We start from the raw sequence: 17,192 nt of genomic DNA, 5'->3' as shown, positions 1-17,192 counted from the left end.
AGTATTTCGCACTGAACATCTTCGCTGCAGTGCACAAAATCGCTTGCCCGCAAATCGGCTTTGACTTACCGTCACGCCATGCCGACCCTGGATCCGTTTGCAGCCATTGCCGATCCGAATCGCCGCCATCTGCTGGAGGAGCTTCGTCGCGCGCCTCAAACGGTAAATGAGCTGGCGCAGGGGCTGCCAATCAGCCGGCCCGCCGTCTCGCAGCACCTCAAGGCGCTTTTGGACAGCGGACTGGTCGTCGTGAAGCCGCAGGGCACGCGGCGGATCTACGCGATCGACAATGCAGGCTTTATGCGCCTGAACATCTGGCTCGATCAATTCTGGGCTTGAACCCCTATCGCGTGATCCTTTGGAAAGCGGATGACGAGCCTAGTGGCTCATCTTTGCCTGTAACCGCTCGATCTCATCCTTGAGACGCAACTTCTGACGTTTGAGTTCGACAATCGTCTGATCTTTTCCGGAAGGTCTGGTCCTCTCGGCGTGAAGCTGTTCCTCCAGGGAGCCATGCTTCTGCTTCAGTGTTGCGAGATGAGCCTCAACGGTCATGTACAACTTCCTTCCTTCGGTTATCGACGCCCCGTCTGGGACGCGAGCGCCGGTTGCGGAAACAGGAAGTGTGCCATGGGAAATGTGGATTGTCGAAGGTGATTTCATGACCATTGATAACTTCCCGTTACGCCCGAATGTGTGGTACGAGCCTCCCCGAAAATGCACTGTGGCTGCTGCGCAAAGCGTGGCTTTTCCGGTGTCGAGTGGGGAAGGGCATGTCCGATCAGGATCAAAGTGAACTGCGCCTCATGGCGGCGCGGCTGCGGCAAGAGCACGAAGATTATGACGTCGCCATCAAGGCCATGATCCAGATCGGCTGCGAAGCGCTGCGCATCCAGCGTATGAAGAAGAAAAAGCTCATCATCAAGGACCGGATCTCGCAGATCGAGGACCAGATCATACCGGACATCATTGCGTGAGGAGCAGGCCATGAGCGCCGCAGGGACGCCCGTCGCCATCATCATGGGCAGCCAGTCTGACTGGGCAACCATGCGCCACGCGGCCGAAACGCTCGATGCCCTGGATGTCGCCTATGATTCGCGCATCGTTTCCGCGCATCGGACGCCCGATCGCCTCGTCGCCTTTGCCAAGGGTGCCCGCGATGCAGGCTTCAAGGTCGTGATTGCCGGTGCCGGCGGCGCGGCGCATCTGCCGGGCATGGCAGCTGCCATGACGCCGCTGCCCGTGTTCGGCGTGCCGGTCGAATCGAAAGCGCTGTCCGGCCAGGACAGCCTGCTCTCGATCGTTCAGATGCCGGCTGGCATACCGGTTGGAACGCTTGCCATCGGCCGGGCCGGCGCGGTCAACGCCGCCTTGATGGCAGCCGCCGTTCTTGCGCTTAACGATGCCGCCCTTGCCGACCGCCTCGACGCATGGCGCCGCAAACAAACCGAGGCCGTTGCCGAGCGCCCGGTCGACGATTCCCAGCCGGCCAGTGAAAGCAAGCATCCATGAGCACCGTCCATCTGCCGCTCGGCAGCACCATCGGCATCGTCGGCGGTGGTCAGCTTGGGCGCATGCTTGCCATGGCGGCAGCAAAGCTCGGCTATCGCACCGTGGTGCTGGAGCCGCAGGCCGATTGCCCGGCAGCCCAGGTCGCCAACCGCCAGATCATCGGCGCTTACGATAGCCTCGAATCGCTGGAAGAACTGGCGTCCTCTGCCCATGTGCTCACTTATGAGTTCGAGAATGTTCCTGTTGGCGGCTTGACGCATCTGTCGCGCTCCGTACCGGTCTTCCCGCCGGTGGGCGCCCTGGAAGTCTCGCAGGACCGGCTGGCCGAGAAGCGGTTCTTCGAAAAGGCGGGTATCGCCACTGCACCTTACCGCGTCGTCGACGACCAGCAGATGCTGGAAGCGGCACTGGCGGACTTTGAGGGTGAAGGCATCTTGAAGACGCGCCGCCTCGGCTATGATGGCAAAGGACAGCGCCGATTTTCCAAAGATGATGTCGCCGACGACGCTTTCGCCGATCTTGGCGCGGTGCCGGCGATCCTCGAAGCGGTCGTGCCGTTCGAACGCGAAGTGTCGGTGATCGCCGTGCGCGCCCGCGATGGCGAGATGGTCTTCTACGATCCCGCTGAAAACGTGCATCGTGACGGTATTCTGGCCACGTCGACCGTTCCGGCTTCCATTTCCACGGCTACGGCCGACGCTGCGATCGCTGCCGCCTCTGCCGTGCTGGAAAGCATCAGCTATGTCGGTGTCATCGGCATCGAATTCTTCGTGCTCGCCGATGGCAGCCTCATTGCCAACGAGATGGCGCCGCGCGTCCACAATTCCGGCCACTGGACCGAGGCCGCCTGCCTGATCTCGCAATTCGAGAATCACATCCGCGCGGTTGCCGGCTTGCCGCTTGGCTCGACGGCGCGCCACAGCGACTGCGAGATGCACAATCTGCTCGGCCGCGAAGTTGCCGAGATTGCTCATCTCGCCGCCGAACCGGATGTTTCGCTTCATATCTATGGCAAGGGCGAAGCGCGGGCAGGCCGCAAGATGGGACATTATACGCGGGTGAAACCGCGTCTTTGATCCGGATTTTCCAGGATTACGTGGCTGCCATCGGTTGACACGTTCCGGGGGAGGATATACACCCCGCCCAACGTTTCCGGCGCGCCTCATTGGGCGCGTTTTGATTGTTTAAAGCCCGGTCTTGCCTCAGGCAGTCGAGCGGGCCTTTTGCGGACAGAGTAAGATGAAGATCAAGAATTCGCTCAAGTCGCTGAAGACCCGTCACCGCGAGAACCGCCTGGTTCGCCGCAAGGGCCGAGTCTACATCATCAACAAGCAGAACCCGCGCTTCAAGGCCCGTCAGGGCTGATTGCGCGTCGCCCTCTCGTGGGGCGATGTCATTGTTGTTGAAAGATCAGAGGGCTCGCAGCTGACGCTTGCGGGTCCTCACGATATTTTGCGATTGCAAATCGGAGGGTCTGTTCTACCCTCTTCCCATGCAACGCACCCTGTCCGCCCGAACCGCTCTGCTCGCCGCGACGCTGATCGTCGTGCCCTGCACGCTCGCGCATGCGCAGGCCGCCAGTCAGTCACCCGCCGACAGTCCCGCGGTTGCGCAGCCAACTTCCCCTCAGGCAGCCGCCTTGACCGGCGAAATCAGCGACGCCGATCCACTGGACGGGCTGTTCGCCAATCTCAAGCGCGTGAGCGACCCGGCCGAAGGCAGGCGCATCGTCAGGGAAATCTGGGCTGAATGGGGTGATTCCGGCAGCGCAACGGTCAACGTCCTGATGCAATGGGCGACCGAGGCGATGGAGGACGAGCGCTACGGCACTGCACTGGATCTGCTCGATCAGGTCACCGTGCTGAAGCCGGACTTTCCTGAAGGGTTCAACAAGCGTGCCACGCTGCATTTCATGATGGACGATCATGCCAAGTCGCTGGCCGACATCCACCGTGTGCTGTCGCTCGAGCCGCGCCATTTCGGCGCTCTGTCGGGCATGGCGGCGATCATGACCGAAGCGGGCAACGACCGGCTGGCGCTGCGTGCCTATGAGCGCGTTCTCGAAATCTATCCGTCCGACCGCAACGCACAGGGCAAAGTCGTCGAGATCGAAGACAAGATCGAAGGCGACCCTGTCTGATCTTCAAGCTGCGGATGACTGTCGGTCGCTCGGTCCGGGCTCCGATGGGCTGTCCAAATTCGCCCTCGGGTCGAGGTGGATGCCCTGCTGTGTCGCAACGCGTACCGAAGGAAGCGTCTTGAACGCCTCCTTGTCGGCGTCTGGTACTGCAGCACGGCGGCGCGATCTGAGGATGGCGTAGACCGCGATCGACAGATGCGAGACGAGGGTGATGGCGAAAATCGCATGCGGCCCTCCGGCATCCATCGCCGGGCCTCCGATCGTCGGCCCGACGATGGTTCCGATGCCGTAAAGCAGCAGCAGGCCACCCGACACCTTCACGAAATCCTCCGGACGGGCGAAGTCGTTCGCGTGGGCGACGGCGATCGGGTAGAGCGTGTAGGACGCGGCGCCATAAAGCGCGATTAGCACGAACAGCACGGTGAGATCGGTCGCGACCGTCACCATCATCAAAATGCCGACTGTGCCGGCAAGTGCAGCGACGGCGGCTAGCACGTAGCGGCGATCCACACGGTCCGACAGGCGGCCGGCTGGAAACTGGGCGACGGCACCCGCAAAGATCGTCACGCTCATCAGCGAGGCAACTGCGCCTTCCGCAAGGCCAACCTGTGCCGCAAACACCGGCCCTAGCGTGCCGAATGCACCATTGGCGACGCCGATCAGGAAGATCGAGACGCAGGCAACCGGCGAATTCCGATAGAGCCCCTTGAGATCGAGCCGCACTTCCCTGAGGGGGGAAGGACTGACGGCGCTCGAAACCGCAGTTGGCAGCAATGCCATGCAATAAAGTATGCCGGCGATCATGAAGAATGTCGGCGTCGAGATGTCGCCGGTGGCGATCGACATCTGCCCTGCGACGATCGCCACATAGGTAATCGTCATGTAGAGCGAAAACACCATGCCGCGGCTGTCATTGGTCGAGCGCTCGTTGAGCCAGCTTTCGATAACCATGAAGACGGCGGCCATCGAAAAGCCCGTGAGCGCCCGAAGCACGATCCAGGCGATCGGGTCGACGAGGAGGCCGGTGAGCAAGGCCACGATCGCCGCACCGGCTGCAAAGGCGGAAAATGCCCGCACATGCCCGATTCGCTTCACGAGCCGCGGAGCGAGCAGGCAGCCGAGCACGAAGCCGCTGGCCCATGACGTGCCGAGAAGACCAAGGCTGGCGGAGGAAAAACCCTCCATCGAGCCCCGCATGGGCAGCAAAAGGCCGTGAAGACCATTGCCGGCAAGCAGGAAGGCCGTGCCCAGGAGAAGGGCGAAGATGGGTAGCAGGTTGCGGGCCATCACTCAGTCCGTCATCCATTCCGATAGCCGCCGGATACAGAACTTCACCGGTAAGGAAAACCCATCACGTTCAAAAATGCGATGCGGTTGACCCAGGCGGGCGCTGCTTTATGGCTGTGCCACGGCGTTGGCCCGGCGATGGGATTCGATTGTCGGAGATTCCGATGCTCGTTCTGAAATGAATCGGAGCGGCTCGGAGCGCCCTGGCGGGCGTACGGCACTCTGATTGAGGAGACGATGCATGTCGAAGGCGATCTCGATTCTGCTCCTGCTGGCGATGATCGTTCACATCATTCGTCCACTCGGGCTCCCCGGCCTCAAACGCCGCAAGGACTTCTGGAAGATCGCGGTGGTGGCGCTCGCCGTCACGATGGCGACGGTGCTTATTCGCCCAACATAGCGATGTCGGGTTCCGGCGTTTCCGCTTCTGCGTCGCGGACGGGGAAGAGGCCACGGGAGCGGCGCGTCTCCGATTCGATGATGACGCCTGCCACCAGGTCCGCCCAGTAGCCGTAGCCCTTCGCGCTCGCGTGAAAGCCGTCGATGGCAAAGCCTTCGCGGTCATGGGCGGTGAGGCGTGGCGCGGCGATCGTAAACCGTTCGCGGCAAAGCTGGTGGCCAAGCTCGTTGATCATCGCGACGCGCAGTTCGAGAATCTGGCCGAGAAGTTTCGGCAAAGCCGGCACGGTGCGCATGTCGATGATCGGCGACCAGATGAGCGTCGCATCGGGCCATTTGGCGTGCAGCGCAAACAGCATCCCGCCGAACCCATCGTCGAAGCGCCGCCGTGGGACGAAATCCTTCATGTCGTTGGTGCCGGCCAGCACCAGAATGTGCGTGAAGGGCTCGCGCCTGATGTTCGGGATGACGTGATCGCGCAGTTCCTCGGTGGTGGCCGAGTTGGCGCCGATCGTGCGCCACTTCACCGACGTGCCGAAATGCTCCGAAAGCCGTGCGGCAAGCTTGGGTGCCAGCGTCTCGTCCATGTGATCGGCACCGACGCCGGCCGCCGACGAGTCGCCCATGACGAGAATGTGGAAGCGAGGCTCCGATTGCGACCCGACCTGACCGGCGGTGCGCCCAGGCGGCGGAGAAAGGCGCGGCGTGCGTCGACGTACGCCGAAGCCCTGCGCGAGGGCGATGGGCGAAAGCAGCCAGCTGAGGAGGCCGTTGTACCGATAACGCATTCCGATCCTGTCTCACAAAATGAAACCGCCCGCCACCCTCGGAAGGGGCGGCGGGCGGTCACATCTTGCAATGCACAATCAAACGCTTCGGCTAAGGCCGGTCTAGAAGGTCAGGCCGCCGTTTCCAGCTCACGCTTCCAGTTGCCGATCGCGGCGAGCCCGTTCATCTCGGCACGGTGGCTGAACGCGCGCTGACCGGTAGCGACGTTTTCCGAGCGTCCGCCCCAAGCCTTCAGTGCCGCAGCCTGCAAGGCGCGACCGTAGGAGAACGTGACCGGCCAAGGCAGATCGTTGGCGGCGTTCATGGCGGACAGATGCGCGGTTGCCTCTTCGTCCGACTGGCCGCCCGACAGGAAGGCAATGCCGGCAACGTCGCTCGGCACATTCGCCTTGAGGCACTTCACGGTCTTCTCGGCGACTTCCTCGACAGAAGCCTTGCGGGCGTTCTTGCCGTCGATGACCATGTTGGGCTTCAGCACCATGCCGTCGAGCGCGACGCGTGCGAGGTCGAGTTCCGCAAACACGGCTTTCAGCACCGCGTCGGTCACCTCATAGCAGCGGTCGATAGAATGGTCGCCCGGCGTGCCGTCCATCAGGATTTCCGGCTCAACGATCGGCACGATGCCGGCTTCCTGGCAGAGCGCCGCATAGCGGGCGAGTGCATGAGCGTTGGCGTGGATAGCGCCTTTCGTCGGCAGATCGTTGGAGATCGAGATCACGCCGCGCCATTTGGCAAAGCGCGCGCCGAGTTCATAATATTCGGCGAGCCGCTCGCGCAGACCGTCGAGGCCTTCGGTGACCGTTTCGCCCGGATAGCCGGCCAGCGGCTTGGCACCCATGTCGACCTTGATGCCGGGCACCGCACCCGCATTGCGGATGAGCTCGACGAGCGGCGTGCCATCGCCAGCCTTCTGGCGCAGCGTCTCATCGTAGAGGATGACGCCGGAGATGCGCTGGCTCATCGCGGGCTCCGCGCGGAACAGCATCTCGCGGTAATCGCGGCGCGCATCTTCAGTGGAGGTGAGGCCGATCGTGTCGAACCGCTTCTTGATGGTGCCCGACGACTCGTCCGCAGCAAGAATGCCCTTGCCCCGAGCCACCATTGCAGCCGCAATATCCTGAAGCTTTTCAACCATTCCAGACGTCTCCTGTTCGAATTGGCTAAGCCGTTAGCAGACTAGTCCCGACGAGGAAATGACACCCGAAACGCCTTAAACGATTGAAAAAATTTCAATCGTTTAAAAGTTGGCTTCAAACTTTGAGTGCAGAGACCCCTGGCAGGTCCTTCCCTTCCATCCACTCCAGAAAGGCGCCGCCGGCCGTCGACACATAGGTGAATTCGGCGGTCGCGTCCGCTTGGTTCAGCGCCGCGACAGTATCGCCTCCGCCGGCGACGGACACCAGCTTGCCATCGCGCGTGCGCTCGGCGGCGTGGCGCGCAGCGCTGACCGTCGCCTTGTGGAATGGCTCGATCTCGAACGCGCCGAGCGGGCCGTTCCAGACGAGCGTCTTCGCCCGGTCGATCCAGCCATTGATCGCCTCGACCGAGCGCGGGCCCACATCGAGGATCATTGCGTCGGCTGGCACATTGGCGATATCCACGGTCTCGCTTGCAGCGCCGGCCTTGAACTCGCGCGCAACCACGGCATCGACGGGCAGGACGATCGCGCAGCCGGCGGAAGCGGCCTCGATCATGATCTGCTTGGCCGTCGCCGCAAGATCGTGTTCACAGAGTGATTTGCCGACATCGGTGCCGCGCGCCGCAAGGAACGTGTTGGCCATGCCGCCGCCGATGACGAGCGCGTCGACCTTTTTCACGAGGTTCATCAGGAGATCGAGCTTCGTCGACACCTTGGCGCCGCCGACGATCGCCACGACCGGCTTTTCCGGATTGCCGAGACCTTTTTCAAGCGCCTTCAGCTCCGCTTCCATCGTCCGTCCCGCATAGGCGGGCAGGCGCCGGGCAAGACCCTCGGTAGAAGCATGCGCCCGATGGGCGGCGGAGAACGCATCATTCACGTAGATGTCGCCAAGAGCGGCAAGTTCGTCCGTGAATGCCGGATCATTGGCTTCCTCGCCGGCGTAGAAGCGGGTGTTCTCCATCAGCATCACGTCGCCATCGTCCATCTTTGCGATGGCCTTCTGCATGGCTTCGCCGATGCAATCGGTGGCGAAGACCACGTCGTGGTCCAGAACCTCTTCCAGAGCGTGGGCAACCGGAGCCAGGGACATGTCGTCCACCCGCTTGCCCTTCGGGCGGCCGAAATGCGCCAGCAGGATGACCTTGGCGCCTTTGCCGGACAGTTCCTCGATCGTCGGCAGCACCCGCTCGATGCGAGTCATGTCGCTGACATCGCCGTTTTCCATCGGCACGTTGAGATCCACCCGGACCAGAACGCGTTTGCCCGAAACATCGGTGAGATCGTCGAGAGTGCGGAAGGCCGGCATCGTGAATTCCCCTTATGTGGCGCGGGAGACAATACAAATGCCCTGCGCTGACGCAAGTCGGACCATGGGCCGCCCAATGCTAATCGCTTGCCGCCTGCTTCTCGCTGGGAGTCGACTGTGGCTGCCGGTCGTCAGTCGTGTCTGTCGCGGGCGTCAATGATGAGGGCGGCGGGCCGAGCGGTGTCTTGGCCGGCGGTTGCCTGCGCTTCACGCGCTGGCGCAACAGCGCCGCGATCTCTCGCGCGGAAAGAAAGACGGGGATGTTCGGCCGGCTTGCTTCCGGATCGAGCGAAAGGCCAGCGCTCGTGGTCCGGCCCTGATCGTCCACATCGCGCACGATGATCTCGACATTCTTGAGCACCACACGGTCACCGAACTCGGCCTTGCCTCCAAGCCTTTTCGTCAGCAACGCATCGATGCTGAGATCCAGCTCATCCTTCGCAAGTCCAATGTCATAAGCCGCATGTAGGTCCTTGGCGGGGCGCTGCGGATCGATCGAAAACTCGCCGAAGAATTCCGCATCGTCGGATTGCACCGGCAGTGGGCTGGCGAAAAGCCGGTCGAGCAGGCGGGGATAGCGCGACGAGATGAAGAGATAGACATAGTCGCCCGCCTGAAGGCGGCCGGCATATTGATAGCGCATGGACTTGCCATCGCGGATGACGAGCGACGGCCGCGCCCAGCGCGGTATGCGCTCGCCGGTCGCCACGGGGCTGTCCGGCACGACGCGGTAGGCGAGAAGTTCGTGAAGCGCGGTTCCCGGCAGCTCAAGTTCGACCTTGTCGACTGGACCGATCCGCGCCGGAACCACGAGCCCGAGCCGGCGGGCGAGGGGATTGATGGTCCAGCCTTGCACGATGAGCGACACCAGAACGATGATGAAGGCGGCGTTGAAGAACGTCGTCGCGTTCTCGAGATTGCCGAGCAGCGGCAGGATCGCGAGCAGGATCGAGACTGCGCCGCGCAATCCCACCCATGAGACAAAAGCGGTTTCCTCGCGCTTGTAGTCGAAGGGCAGAAGCGTGAGCCACACCGCAAGCGGCCGGGCGATGAAGATCAGGAAGACCGCCATGGCGATCGCCGGCACTGCGATGGCCGGAAACTGCGACGGCGTCGCCAGAAGTCCCAGAAGCAGGAACATGAGGATCTGCGCCAGCCACGTCATGCCGTCCTGGAAACGCTTCAACGTCGGTGCCGACCGGATCTGCCGATTGCCCGCATAGAGACCCGCCACATAGACGGCGAGGAAGCCCGAGCCGCCGGCAACGCCGGTTGCAGAAAAGACGAGCAGCGACAAGGCGATGACGAAGATTGGCGTCAGCCCTCGCTCCAGATTGAGGCGGTTGACCAGGCTGACGATGATCATGCCGCCGATGAAACCGGCAAGCAGCCCGACGCCCATCTGCAGGCCGAAGCTGATCAGCAGATCAACGCCCATTTCGCCGAGCGGCGTTCCGTTGGCGATCAGTTCGACCAGCGTGATCGTGAGGAAGATCGCCATCGGATCGTTGGAACTGGATTCGATCTCCAGCGTAGAGCGGACCTTGTCGCGGATATTGATGCCGCCGATGCGCAGCAGGAAGAAGACGGCGGCGGCGTCCGTCGAACCGACGATTGCGCCGAAGAGAAGCGCTTCCAGCCACGTGAAGTCAAAGACGAACCGGGCGGCAAGCGCAAACAACAGTGTCGTGAACACGACTCCGATGGTCGCCAGCGCGATCGCCGGCGCGGCCGCTTGCCTGAAGGACTGGATCGACGTTCCGAAACCCGAATCGAACAGGATGATCGCTAGCGCGAGCGAACCGATGAAATAGGCCGCAGATGCATTGCTGAAATTGATGCCGAGGCCGTCGACGCCCGCTGCTAGCCCGATGCAGAGGAAGAGCAACAAGAGCGGTGCGCCGAAGCGAAAGGCGAGAAGGCTCGAAAAGGCTGATATGAGAACCAGAAGCGTCCCGATAAGGATTACGAGATACATCGCTTCAAGCATCATGCGTTCGGGTCTCCAGCCTGGTCATCCAATCCATGGACCGGCCGGGAAACGACACTGGGCTCCGCTGACGGGAAACGGTCCAGGGCCGTCAGCACGGCTCGGAACCACGTGAGGTCGACGCTGCATGGCAGCGCTTTAGATCGAAACGCTTTGTCTATCTTCGGAGCAGTCGTCTTGGCCGAGATTGCGGCTTGATGCTGTTGCCGAAGGCGTCGATTGCGATGCGACAGTCCCTCATATTGGTGGAAAGCGAGCCTGACTGAAGGGGCAGGTCACCAACCCAATCTAAGAACGCGAAACGCCCGAGAAAAGGTCGGGCGCTTCGTTTTCTATAACTTTTGACATATCCGGCTCTGCCGGGCGGGCTTGCTCGGCTCAGATGAGCTTGCCCATGGCAACGGCCGTGTCCGACATACGGTTGGAGAAGCCCCACTCGTTGTCGTACCAGGTCAGGATGCGGCACATCGTGCCTTCCATCACCTTCGTCTGGTCCATGTGGAAGACCGACGAATGCGGGTCGTGGTTGAAGTCGGTCGAAACGAGCGGCTCGTCGGTGTAGCCGAGAATGCCCTTCAGTTCGCCGTCGGCGGCGCTGCGGATCGCATCGTTGATTTCTTGAACCGACGTCGCGCGCTTGGCGATGAAGGTCAGGTCCACCACCGAGACGTTTGGCGTCGGCACGCGGATCGCAACGCCATCGAGCTTGCCGTTGAGTTCCGGCAGGACGAGGCCGACGGCCTTTGCGGCGCCGGTCGAGGTCGGGATCATCGAGAGCGCCGCCGCGCGGGCGCGGTAGAGATCCTTGTGCATCGTGTCGAGCGTCGGCTGATCCCCCGTATAGGAATGGATCGTGGTCATGAAGCCCTTCTCGATGCCGATGGCTTTGTCGAGCACGTAGGCAACCGGGGAGAGGCAGTTCGTCGTGCAGGATGCGTTGGAAACGACGAGGTCGTCCTTCGTCAGCGCATCATGGTTGACGCCGTAGACGATCGTCTTGTCGGCACCAGACGCCGGCGCGGAGACGAGCACGCGCTTCGATCCGTTCTGCAGATGCAGTGCCGCCTTGTCGCGATCGGTGAAAATGCCCGTGCACTCCAAGGCGATGTCGACATCGCCCCAGGGCAGGTCTTTCGGATCGCGGACCGCCGTTACCTTGATCGGGCCGCGGCCGACATCGATCGTGTCGCCATTGACCGTCACTTTTCCCGGGAAACGGCCGTGCACGCTGTCGTAGCGCACCAGATGCGCATTGGTCTCGACCGGGCCGAGATCGTTGATGGCAACGACTTCGATATCGGTGCGGCCCGACTCGACGATGGCCCGCAGAACGTTGCGGCCGATCCGTCCGAAACCGTTGATGGCGACTTTCACTGTCATGACATTTCCTCTTCCGCTTGAAGCCCGATTGGAAACGGGCCTTCGTAACTGGCCGACGATGCTGGCTTACTGATCGCCGTGAAGCCGAGCTTCGGCCGCTGCGACGATCGCATCGGCCGTGATGCCGAAATGCTTGTAAAGTTCCTGGTAGGGACCCGAAGCACCGAAGCCATTCATCCCGATGAAGATGCCGTCGGAACCGATGAACGCATCCCAGCCCTGTCGAATGCCGGCTTCCACGGCGACTTTCACCTTGGAACGGCCGATGATCGCGGAGCGGTACTCTTCCGTCTGCTCTTCGAAGAGCTCGAAGCAGGGCACGGACACGACGCGCGTTGCGTGACCCATGCCGTCCAGCCGCGCCTTGGCTTCCAGCGCGATTTCGACTTCCGAGCCCGACGCGAAGATCGTCACGTCCGCATCCGATGCCGGAGCGAGGTCGTAGGCGCCGAACGAGCAGAGATTGTCCTCGACATGGTCGTTGCGAACCGTCGGCAGGTTCTGGCGGGTGAGCGCAAGGCCAGACGGCTTGTTCTCGCTTTCGAGCGCCAACTGCCAGCATTCCGCCGTCTCGACCGCATCGGCGGGGCGGAACATCTGGAAATTCGGGATCGCACGCAGTGCCGCGACATGCTCGACCGGCTGGTGGGTCGGGCCGTCTTCGCCAAGGCCGATCGAATCGTGGGTGAGCACATGGATGACGCGGATGCCCATAAGAGCCGCAAGGCGGATCGCCGGGCGCGAATAGTCGGAGAACACGAGGAACGTGCCGCCGTAAGGAATAAGGCCGCCATGCAGAGCGATGCCGTTCATGGCCGAAGCCATGCCGTGCTCGCGGATGCCGTAATGCAGATAGCGGCCGGAGAAGTCGTCCGGCGTGATCGGCTGGGTCTGGCTGGTCTTCGTGTTGTTCGAACCGGTGAGGTCGGCCGAACCACCAAGCGTTTCCGGCAGTGCACCGTTGATCACTTCCAGCACCATTTCGGATGCCTTGCGGGTCGCAACCTTCGGCTTGTCGGCGACGAGCTTCTTCTTGTAGGCCTCGATCGCCGGTTCGAACGCGCCCGCCAGCTCGCCGCGGAAACGGCGCTCGAAGGTGGAGCGGATCTCGGCGTCTTTTCCGGCAAGACGATCTTCCCATGCCTTGCGCTCCTTGTTGGACCGCAGGCCGGCGAGGCGCCAGGCGTCGAGGATTTCGGAGGGAACGACGAAGGGCTCGTCACTCCAGCCAAGCTGCGTGCGGGTCAGCGCGATCTCGTCTGCGCCGAGCGGCGAACCGTGCGCCTTGGAACTGCCGGCCTTGTTGGGCGAGCCGTACCCGATCGTCGTCTTGCAGGCGATGAAGGTCGGGCGCTCGCTCTTCTGCGCCTCTTCGATGGCGCGGCCGATCGCTTCGGGATCATGACCGTCGACGGCAAGCGTGTGCCAGCCGGACGCAGCGAAGCGTTTGATCTGATCGGTGGAGTCGGAAATGCTGATCGCGCCGTCGATCGAGATGCCGTTGTCATCCCAAAGCACGATCAGCTTGTTCAGCTTGAGGTGACCGGCCAGCGAAATGGCTTCCTGGCTGATGCCTTCCATGAGGCAGCCATCACCAACCAGCGCATAGGTGTAGTGATCCTGAAGGTCGGAACCGAATTCGGCTTCGAGCTTGCGCTCGGCGATTGCCATGCCCACGGCATTGGCGAGACCCTGGCCAAGCGGCCCGGTTGTTGTCTCGATGCCAGCCGCATGGCCGTATTCCGGGTGGCCGGCGGTCGGCGAGCCCATCTGACGGAAATTCTCGATATCGGAGATGTCGATGTCTTCGTAGCCGGTCAGATAGAGCAGCGAATAAAGCAGCATCGAGCCGTGTCCGGCCGAAAGAACGAACCGGTCACGGTCGGGCCAGTTCGGGTTCTTCGGATCGAACGAGAGATAGCGGGTAAACAGAACCGTCGCGATATCGGCTGCGCCCATGGGCAATCCGGGGTGACCGGAATTGGCTTTCTCGACCGCATCGATCGAAAGAAAGCGGATCGCATTGGCCATGCTGTTGTGCTTGTCGCGTGAGGTCATTGGTTCTCTGCTTCGTTGACGAAAAAGCGGGCTCCCCCGAAGGCGCGTGACACATAGCAGTTGGCGGTCTTGAGTCAATCAAACTGCGGCCAGACAGCGGCCGGCGCCCATCCAACGCTGCCTGTCGGTTGGAGGCGGAAGGGAAAGTCCGGAATGCAGTTGGGCGTGAATTGCGGTTAGAGGATTGGATTTGCAGGGGAGAACGTCTTTCCCCTTGATTGACGCTCGGTTGGCACGACGCCTAAACTCCAAGGCCTAAACGTCGGGAGCCGCTATGATTCGAAGCGTCCGGGCGTTGCGGAGTGTGGGGAGCCATGACGAGCGAGTCCGAGGTTGGTGCGGCGTTGGAACGACTGCGGCGGGCGCTGGCAGGTTTGGATGATGCGATCGAGCATCGTTTCGAACACGAACAGGATTTCGGCGCCGCCGAGGCGGAAGTTGCCCGCATGAACGCCGACCGGTCCCGTCTGGCGCAAGACCTCGACAAGGCCGAGGACCGCGCGAACCGGTTGGAAGAAGCCAATCGCGAAGTGTCCCGCCGTTTGGTCACATCGATGGAAACCATCCGGGCGGTTCTCGACCGATGAATGCGGTATTGGCCAGTCGCTTGCCCTTGCGCGGCAGTGACAGCCGGACGAAAGGGCCTCGGCAATGTCACAGGTGACGGTCAATATCGACGGCAAGGCTTATCGCATGGCATGCGAGGAGGGCCAGGAAGAACACCTGACAACCCTCGCGACGCGGTTCGATCGCTACGTTTCGCACCTCAAGCACCAGTTCGGCGAAATCGGCGACCTGCGGCTCACCGTCATGTCGGCAATCATGGTGATGGACGAACTGTCCGAGAACGAGCGCACGATCCAATCCCTGCGCGGCGAGCTCGAAACCCTGCGCAAGACCCGCGACGCGGCACTCGCCCGGTCGGAAACCGCCGACCACCAGCTGGCGCTCGCCTTGAACGAAGTGACCGATCATGTCGAGAAGCTTTCGGAGCGCCTGACGGCCCGCTGAGGCGGGATATTTATGTGAGCTCGCGATGGTGAGAGCCACTGGCTAAAGGCACCGGCTCGACATATATTGAGCATGCGGTCTGCGCTTCTCGACAGGAACAACATTCCCCGGGGCCATACGCGATCCAAGGGAGCTGTCCCTGACTGGACCCGTGGGTTCGGTTATACGGCACCCACCTACTTTGTAGGTACCCGGGATCGTAAAACTCCATCGGTCGCCGTGGATCGCACTTTTCTTTTCCAGCACTGACGTTGCTTCAAGGAAGGCTGCTGTCATCCTTCAGCAGTCCGAGTCGGGCCGCCTTGGTCACGGCGTCCATCAGGTTCATCGCACCCAGCTTCGTTTCCGCTGCACTCAGCGCATCCTGGACGACCTGCACCGATATTTTGTCTTCTGCGGCAATGTCCTCTGCCGTCTGGCCGCGCGCAATGCGGCTCAGATAGCCCGCTTCAATGTCCGAAAGCATTCCTTCACCAGTCTCCGCTGCCCCCGACGCCCCGGCAAGTGAAGATGCCGGAAGCGACCGACGCGCATCAAAAGCGGCGTCGGCTAAATATTGTGCTGTCCGGCGGCGCTCAATTTGCATTGTGTTTTAGCGATGTCGACTTATCAGAACGGAAAGTCTGGCCGGCCATCCCCCTATGGTTGCAAGATGACCCCGCATCGACGGAAAATAAGACGTGAGGATCAGGCGACATGGGCATGAACGCGGGCGCTGCGGACAAGGCTGATTTGCGACGACAGGCGCTGGCACGCCGGGATGCCATGTCGATCGAAGAACGCATCGAAGCCAGCATCGCGATCGCCGACCTCGGTCGGACTTTGATCGATCTGCCAAGCGGCGCAATCGTGTCGGGTTTTTCGCCCATTCGCTCTGAAGTCGACATTCGTCCACTCATGGCGGACCTGCGCGATCGCGGCGCACGCATTTGCGTGCCGGCCATCCTCAGCCGCGAGGAGATCGTCTTTCGCGAATTACTGCGCCACGCGCCGCTGGTCGATACCGGGTTTGGCACCGTCGGCCCCGGTCCGGAAGCCGAAGTGCTCGATCCGAACGTCATGCTGGTGCCGTTGGCGGCTTTCGACGCCAGGGGCCATCGACTTGGCTACGGTGCCGGTCATTACGACCGCGCGATTGCGAGACTGCAGGAGAGGGGGCTCAAGCCTCGCCTCGTCGGCATCGCCTTCGACAGCCAGCGCGTCGACCGGGTGCCGGACGAGCCACATGATGTTTCGCTCGATGCCATCCTCACCGAGACCGGCTTGCACGCCGCGAAGCCTCAGGTATAGAGGCGGTCCATGAGGCTTCTCTTCCTTGGCGACATGGTCGGGCGCAGCGGGCGCACGGCCGTCTATGATCGACTTCCCGCACTGATTTCGGATTTCCGGCTCGATTTCGTCATCGTCAACGGCGAGAACGCGGCCGGTGGCTTCGGCGTGACCGAGGAAATCCTTCTGCAGACGCTGCAGGCCGGAGCGGACGTCATGACGACCGGCAACCACGTCTGGGATCAGCGCGAAGCCATCGAATTTTGCGAGCGCCAGGAGCGGTTTCTTCGCCCTGCCAATTTCCCCGCCGGAACGCCGGGCCGCGGCGCCAATCTCTACCGGGCCCGCAATGGAGCCCAGGTCCTCGTCTCCAACATCATGGGCCGCGTCTTCATGCATCCGGACCTGGACGACCCGTTCCAGGCAGCCGAGGCGATCCTTTCGGCATGTCCGCTCGGCGAGCAGGCCGACGCGGTCATTTTTGATTTCCACGCGGAAGCGACCAGCGAAAAGCAGTGCTTCGGCCATTTTGTCGACGGACGGGCAAGCCTCGTCGTTGGCACGCACACCCATGTGCCGACTGCCGATTGCCAGATCCTCAATGGCGGCACGGCCTATATGTCGGACGCCGGCATGTGCGGGGACTACGATTCCTCGCTTGGTATGGACAAGGAAGAGCCGCTCAACCGGTTCCTCTCCAAGATGCCCAAGGGTCGCTTCGAGGCTGCGGCAGGGGAGGCCACGATTTGCGGTGTGGCCGTGGACATTTCCGATCGCACCGGATTGGCCGAGAAAGTGGCGCCGCTGCGCCTAGGGCCGCGCTTGGCGGAATCCATTCCATCCTTTTGGAACGCATGAACGGGTCCCTCGTTCTTGGGCGTTGATTCAAGCACTAACTTCGACTTCTGTT

Annotated in this window: 20 protein-coding genes and 1 other RNA gene; 12 read left to right on the top strand and 9 right to left on the bottom strand. The window is 62.1% G+C overall.

The window, feature by feature from the left end; genetic code table 11:
- The first annotated feature begins 78 nt into the window (after window positions 1-78).
- Window positions 79-339 carry an ArsR/SmtB family transcription factor gene (locus D5400_RS19290; RefSeq protein ID WP_126011815.1) on the top strand — a complete coding sequence of 87 codons (261 nt, stop codon included), beginning with the start codon at window positions 79-81 and terminating at the stop codon, window positions 337-339.
- A 39-nt stretch (window positions 340-378) separates the two neighbouring features.
- Here D5400_RS19290 and D5400_RS19285 read toward each other — a convergent pair whose 3' ends face one another.
- Window positions 379-555 carry a YdcH family protein gene (locus D5400_RS19285; RefSeq protein WP_126011813.1) on the bottom strand — a complete coding sequence of 59 codons (177 nt, stop codon included), beginning with the start codon at window positions 553-555 and terminating at the stop codon, window positions 379-381.
- 218 nt (window positions 556-773) lie between these two features.
- Between D5400_RS19285 and D5400_RS19280 the strand changes: the two genes are divergently transcribed.
- The 5 genes from D5400_RS19280 (at window position 774) to D5400_RS19260 (ending at window position 3,652) form a co-directional block, all read left to right on the top strand.
- Window positions 774-977, top strand: a complete 204-nt coding sequence (locus D5400_RS19280; protein WP_126011811.1) for a YdcH family protein — start codon at window positions 774-776, stop codon at window positions 975-977.
- 10 nt (window positions 978-987) lie between these two features.
- Window positions 988-1,512 (top strand): 5-(carboxyamino)imidazole ribonucleotide mutase, encoded by a 525-nt coding sequence (gene purE / locus D5400_RS19275; protein WP_126011809.1) that lies wholly within the window; start codon window positions 988-990, stop codon window positions 1,510-1,512.
- Entirely contained in the window at window positions 1,509-2,588 is a 1,080-nt protein-coding gene (locus D5400_RS19270) for a 5-(carboxyamino)imidazole ribonucleotide synthase (RefSeq protein ID WP_126011807.1), read from the top strand. Before purE ends, D5400_RS19270 begins: the two co-directional genes overlap by 4 nt.
- Window positions 2,589-2,751: 163 nt before the next feature.
- The gene (gene ykgO / locus D5400_RS19265; protein ID WP_065998194.1) at window positions 2,752-2,877 is read left to right on the top strand and encodes a type B 50S ribosomal protein L36; all 126 of its coding nucleotides are present in this window, start codon (window positions 2,752-2,754) and stop codon (window positions 2,875-2,877) included.
- A 127-nt stretch (window positions 2,878-3,004) separates the two neighbouring features.
- Window positions 3,005-3,652, top strand: coding sequence for a tetratricopeptide repeat protein (locus tag D5400_RS19260; protein WP_245451365.1), 648 nt, complete (start codon window positions 3,005-3,007; stop codon window positions 3,650-3,652).
- Between the two features lie 3 nt (window positions 3,653-3,655).
- On the opposite strand, the gene D5400_RS19255 is transcribed toward D5400_RS19260, so the two are convergent.
- Window positions 3,656-4,939: an MFS transporter gene (locus D5400_RS19255; protein ID WP_126011805.1), complete on the bottom strand. Its 1,284-nt coding sequence runs from the start codon at window positions 4,937-4,939 to the stop codon at window positions 3,656-3,658.
- A 241-nt stretch (window positions 4,940-5,180) separates the two neighbouring features.
- Between D5400_RS19255 and D5400_RS21315 the strand changes: the two genes are divergently transcribed.
- A complete protein-coding gene (locus D5400_RS21315) occupies window positions 5,181-5,339 on the top strand; it encodes a hypothetical protein (RefSeq protein ID WP_164527963.1) in 159 nt (52 codons plus the stop codon).
- Here D5400_RS21315 and D5400_RS19250 read toward each other — a convergent pair.
- From D5400_RS19250 to tkt, 6 genes are all read right to left on the bottom strand, one after another.
- Window positions 5,323-6,126, bottom strand: a complete 804-nt coding sequence (locus D5400_RS19250; protein ID WP_126011803.1) for an SGNH/GDSL hydrolase family protein — start codon at window positions 6,124-6,126, stop codon at window positions 5,323-5,325. The genes D5400_RS21315 and D5400_RS19250 overlap by 17 nt on opposite strands.
- Before the next feature lie 110 nt (window positions 6,127-6,236).
- Window positions 6,237-7,262, bottom strand: coding sequence for a class I fructose-bisphosphate aldolase (locus tag D5400_RS19245; protein WP_126011801.1), 1,026 nt, complete (start codon window positions 7,260-7,262; stop codon window positions 6,237-6,239).
- Window positions 7,263-7,377: 115 nt separating this feature from the next.
- Window positions 7,378-8,574: a phosphoglycerate kinase gene (locus D5400_RS19240; protein WP_126011799.1), complete on the bottom strand. Its 1,197-nt coding sequence runs from the start codon at window positions 8,572-8,574 to the stop codon at window positions 7,378-7,380.
- A 79-nt stretch (window positions 8,575-8,653) separates the two neighbouring features.
- Window positions 8,654-10,567 (bottom strand): potassium/proton antiporter, encoded by a 1,914-nt coding sequence (locus D5400_RS19235; protein ID WP_164527962.1) that lies wholly within the window; start codon window positions 10,565-10,567, stop codon window positions 8,654-8,656.
- Between the two features lie 375 nt (window positions 10,568-10,942).
- Complete coding sequence (gap, locus tag D5400_RS19230) at window positions 10,943-11,944, bottom strand: type I glyceraldehyde-3-phosphate dehydrogenase (protein ID WP_126011797.1); 1,002 nt, start codon at window positions 11,942-11,944, stop codon at window positions 10,943-10,945.
- Window positions 11,945-12,010: 66 nt separating this feature from the next.
- Window positions 12,011-14,002, bottom strand: coding sequence for a transketolase (gene tkt, locus D5400_RS19225; RefSeq protein ID WP_126011795.1), 1,992 nt, complete (start codon window positions 14,000-14,002; stop codon window positions 12,011-12,013).
- Window positions 14,003-14,316: 314 nt separating this feature from the next.
- Between tkt and D5400_RS19220 the strand changes: the two genes are divergently transcribed.
- The 3 genes from D5400_RS19220 (at window position 14,317) to ssrS (ending at window position 15,243) form a co-directional block, all read left to right on the top strand.
- Entirely contained in the window at window positions 14,317-14,589 is a 273-nt protein-coding gene (locus D5400_RS19220; RefSeq protein ID WP_126011793.1) for a DUF4164 domain-containing protein, read from the top strand.
- Between the two features lie 64 nt (window positions 14,590-14,653).
- Window positions 14,654-15,013 (top strand): cell division protein ZapA, encoded by a 360-nt coding sequence (locus D5400_RS19215; protein WP_126011791.1) that lies wholly within the window; start codon window positions 14,654-14,656, stop codon window positions 15,011-15,013.
- Between the two features lie 73 nt (window positions 15,014-15,086).
- A non-coding RNA gene (gene ssrS / locus D5400_RS19210) (6S RNA) lies at window positions 15,087-15,243 on the top strand.
- A 26-nt stretch (window positions 15,244-15,269) separates the two neighbouring features.
- Here the strand turns inward: ssrS and D5400_RS19205 are convergent.
- Window positions 15,270-15,599: a helix-turn-helix domain-containing protein gene (locus tag D5400_RS19205; RefSeq protein WP_126011789.1), complete on the bottom strand. Its 330-nt coding sequence runs from the start codon at window positions 15,597-15,599 to the stop codon at window positions 15,270-15,272.
- A gap of 110 nt (window positions 15,600-15,709) precedes the next feature.
- Here D5400_RS19205 and D5400_RS19200 point away from each other — a divergent pair, with 110 nt between their 5' ends.
- Complete coding sequence (locus D5400_RS19200) at window positions 15,710-16,303, top strand: 5-formyltetrahydrofolate cyclo-ligase (protein ID WP_245451364.1); 594 nt, start codon at window positions 15,710-15,712, stop codon at window positions 16,301-16,303.
- Window positions 16,304-16,312: 9 nt separating this feature from the next.
- Window positions 16,313-17,140, top strand: coding sequence for a TIGR00282 family metallophosphoesterase (locus tag D5400_RS19195; protein ID WP_126011787.1), 828 nt, complete (start codon window positions 16,313-16,315; stop codon window positions 17,138-17,140).
- Window positions 17,141-17,192 lie beyond the last annotated feature (52 nt).

Source organism: Georhizobium profundi (assembly GCF_003952725.1).
In the GTDB taxonomy this organism is placed as follows: domain Bacteria; phylum Pseudomonadota; class Alphaproteobacteria; order Rhizobiales; family Rhizobiaceae; genus Georhizobium; species Georhizobium profundi.
Note: the sequence above shows the minus strand (reverse complement) of the source record. Positions and strands in the feature narration are given on the sequence as shown.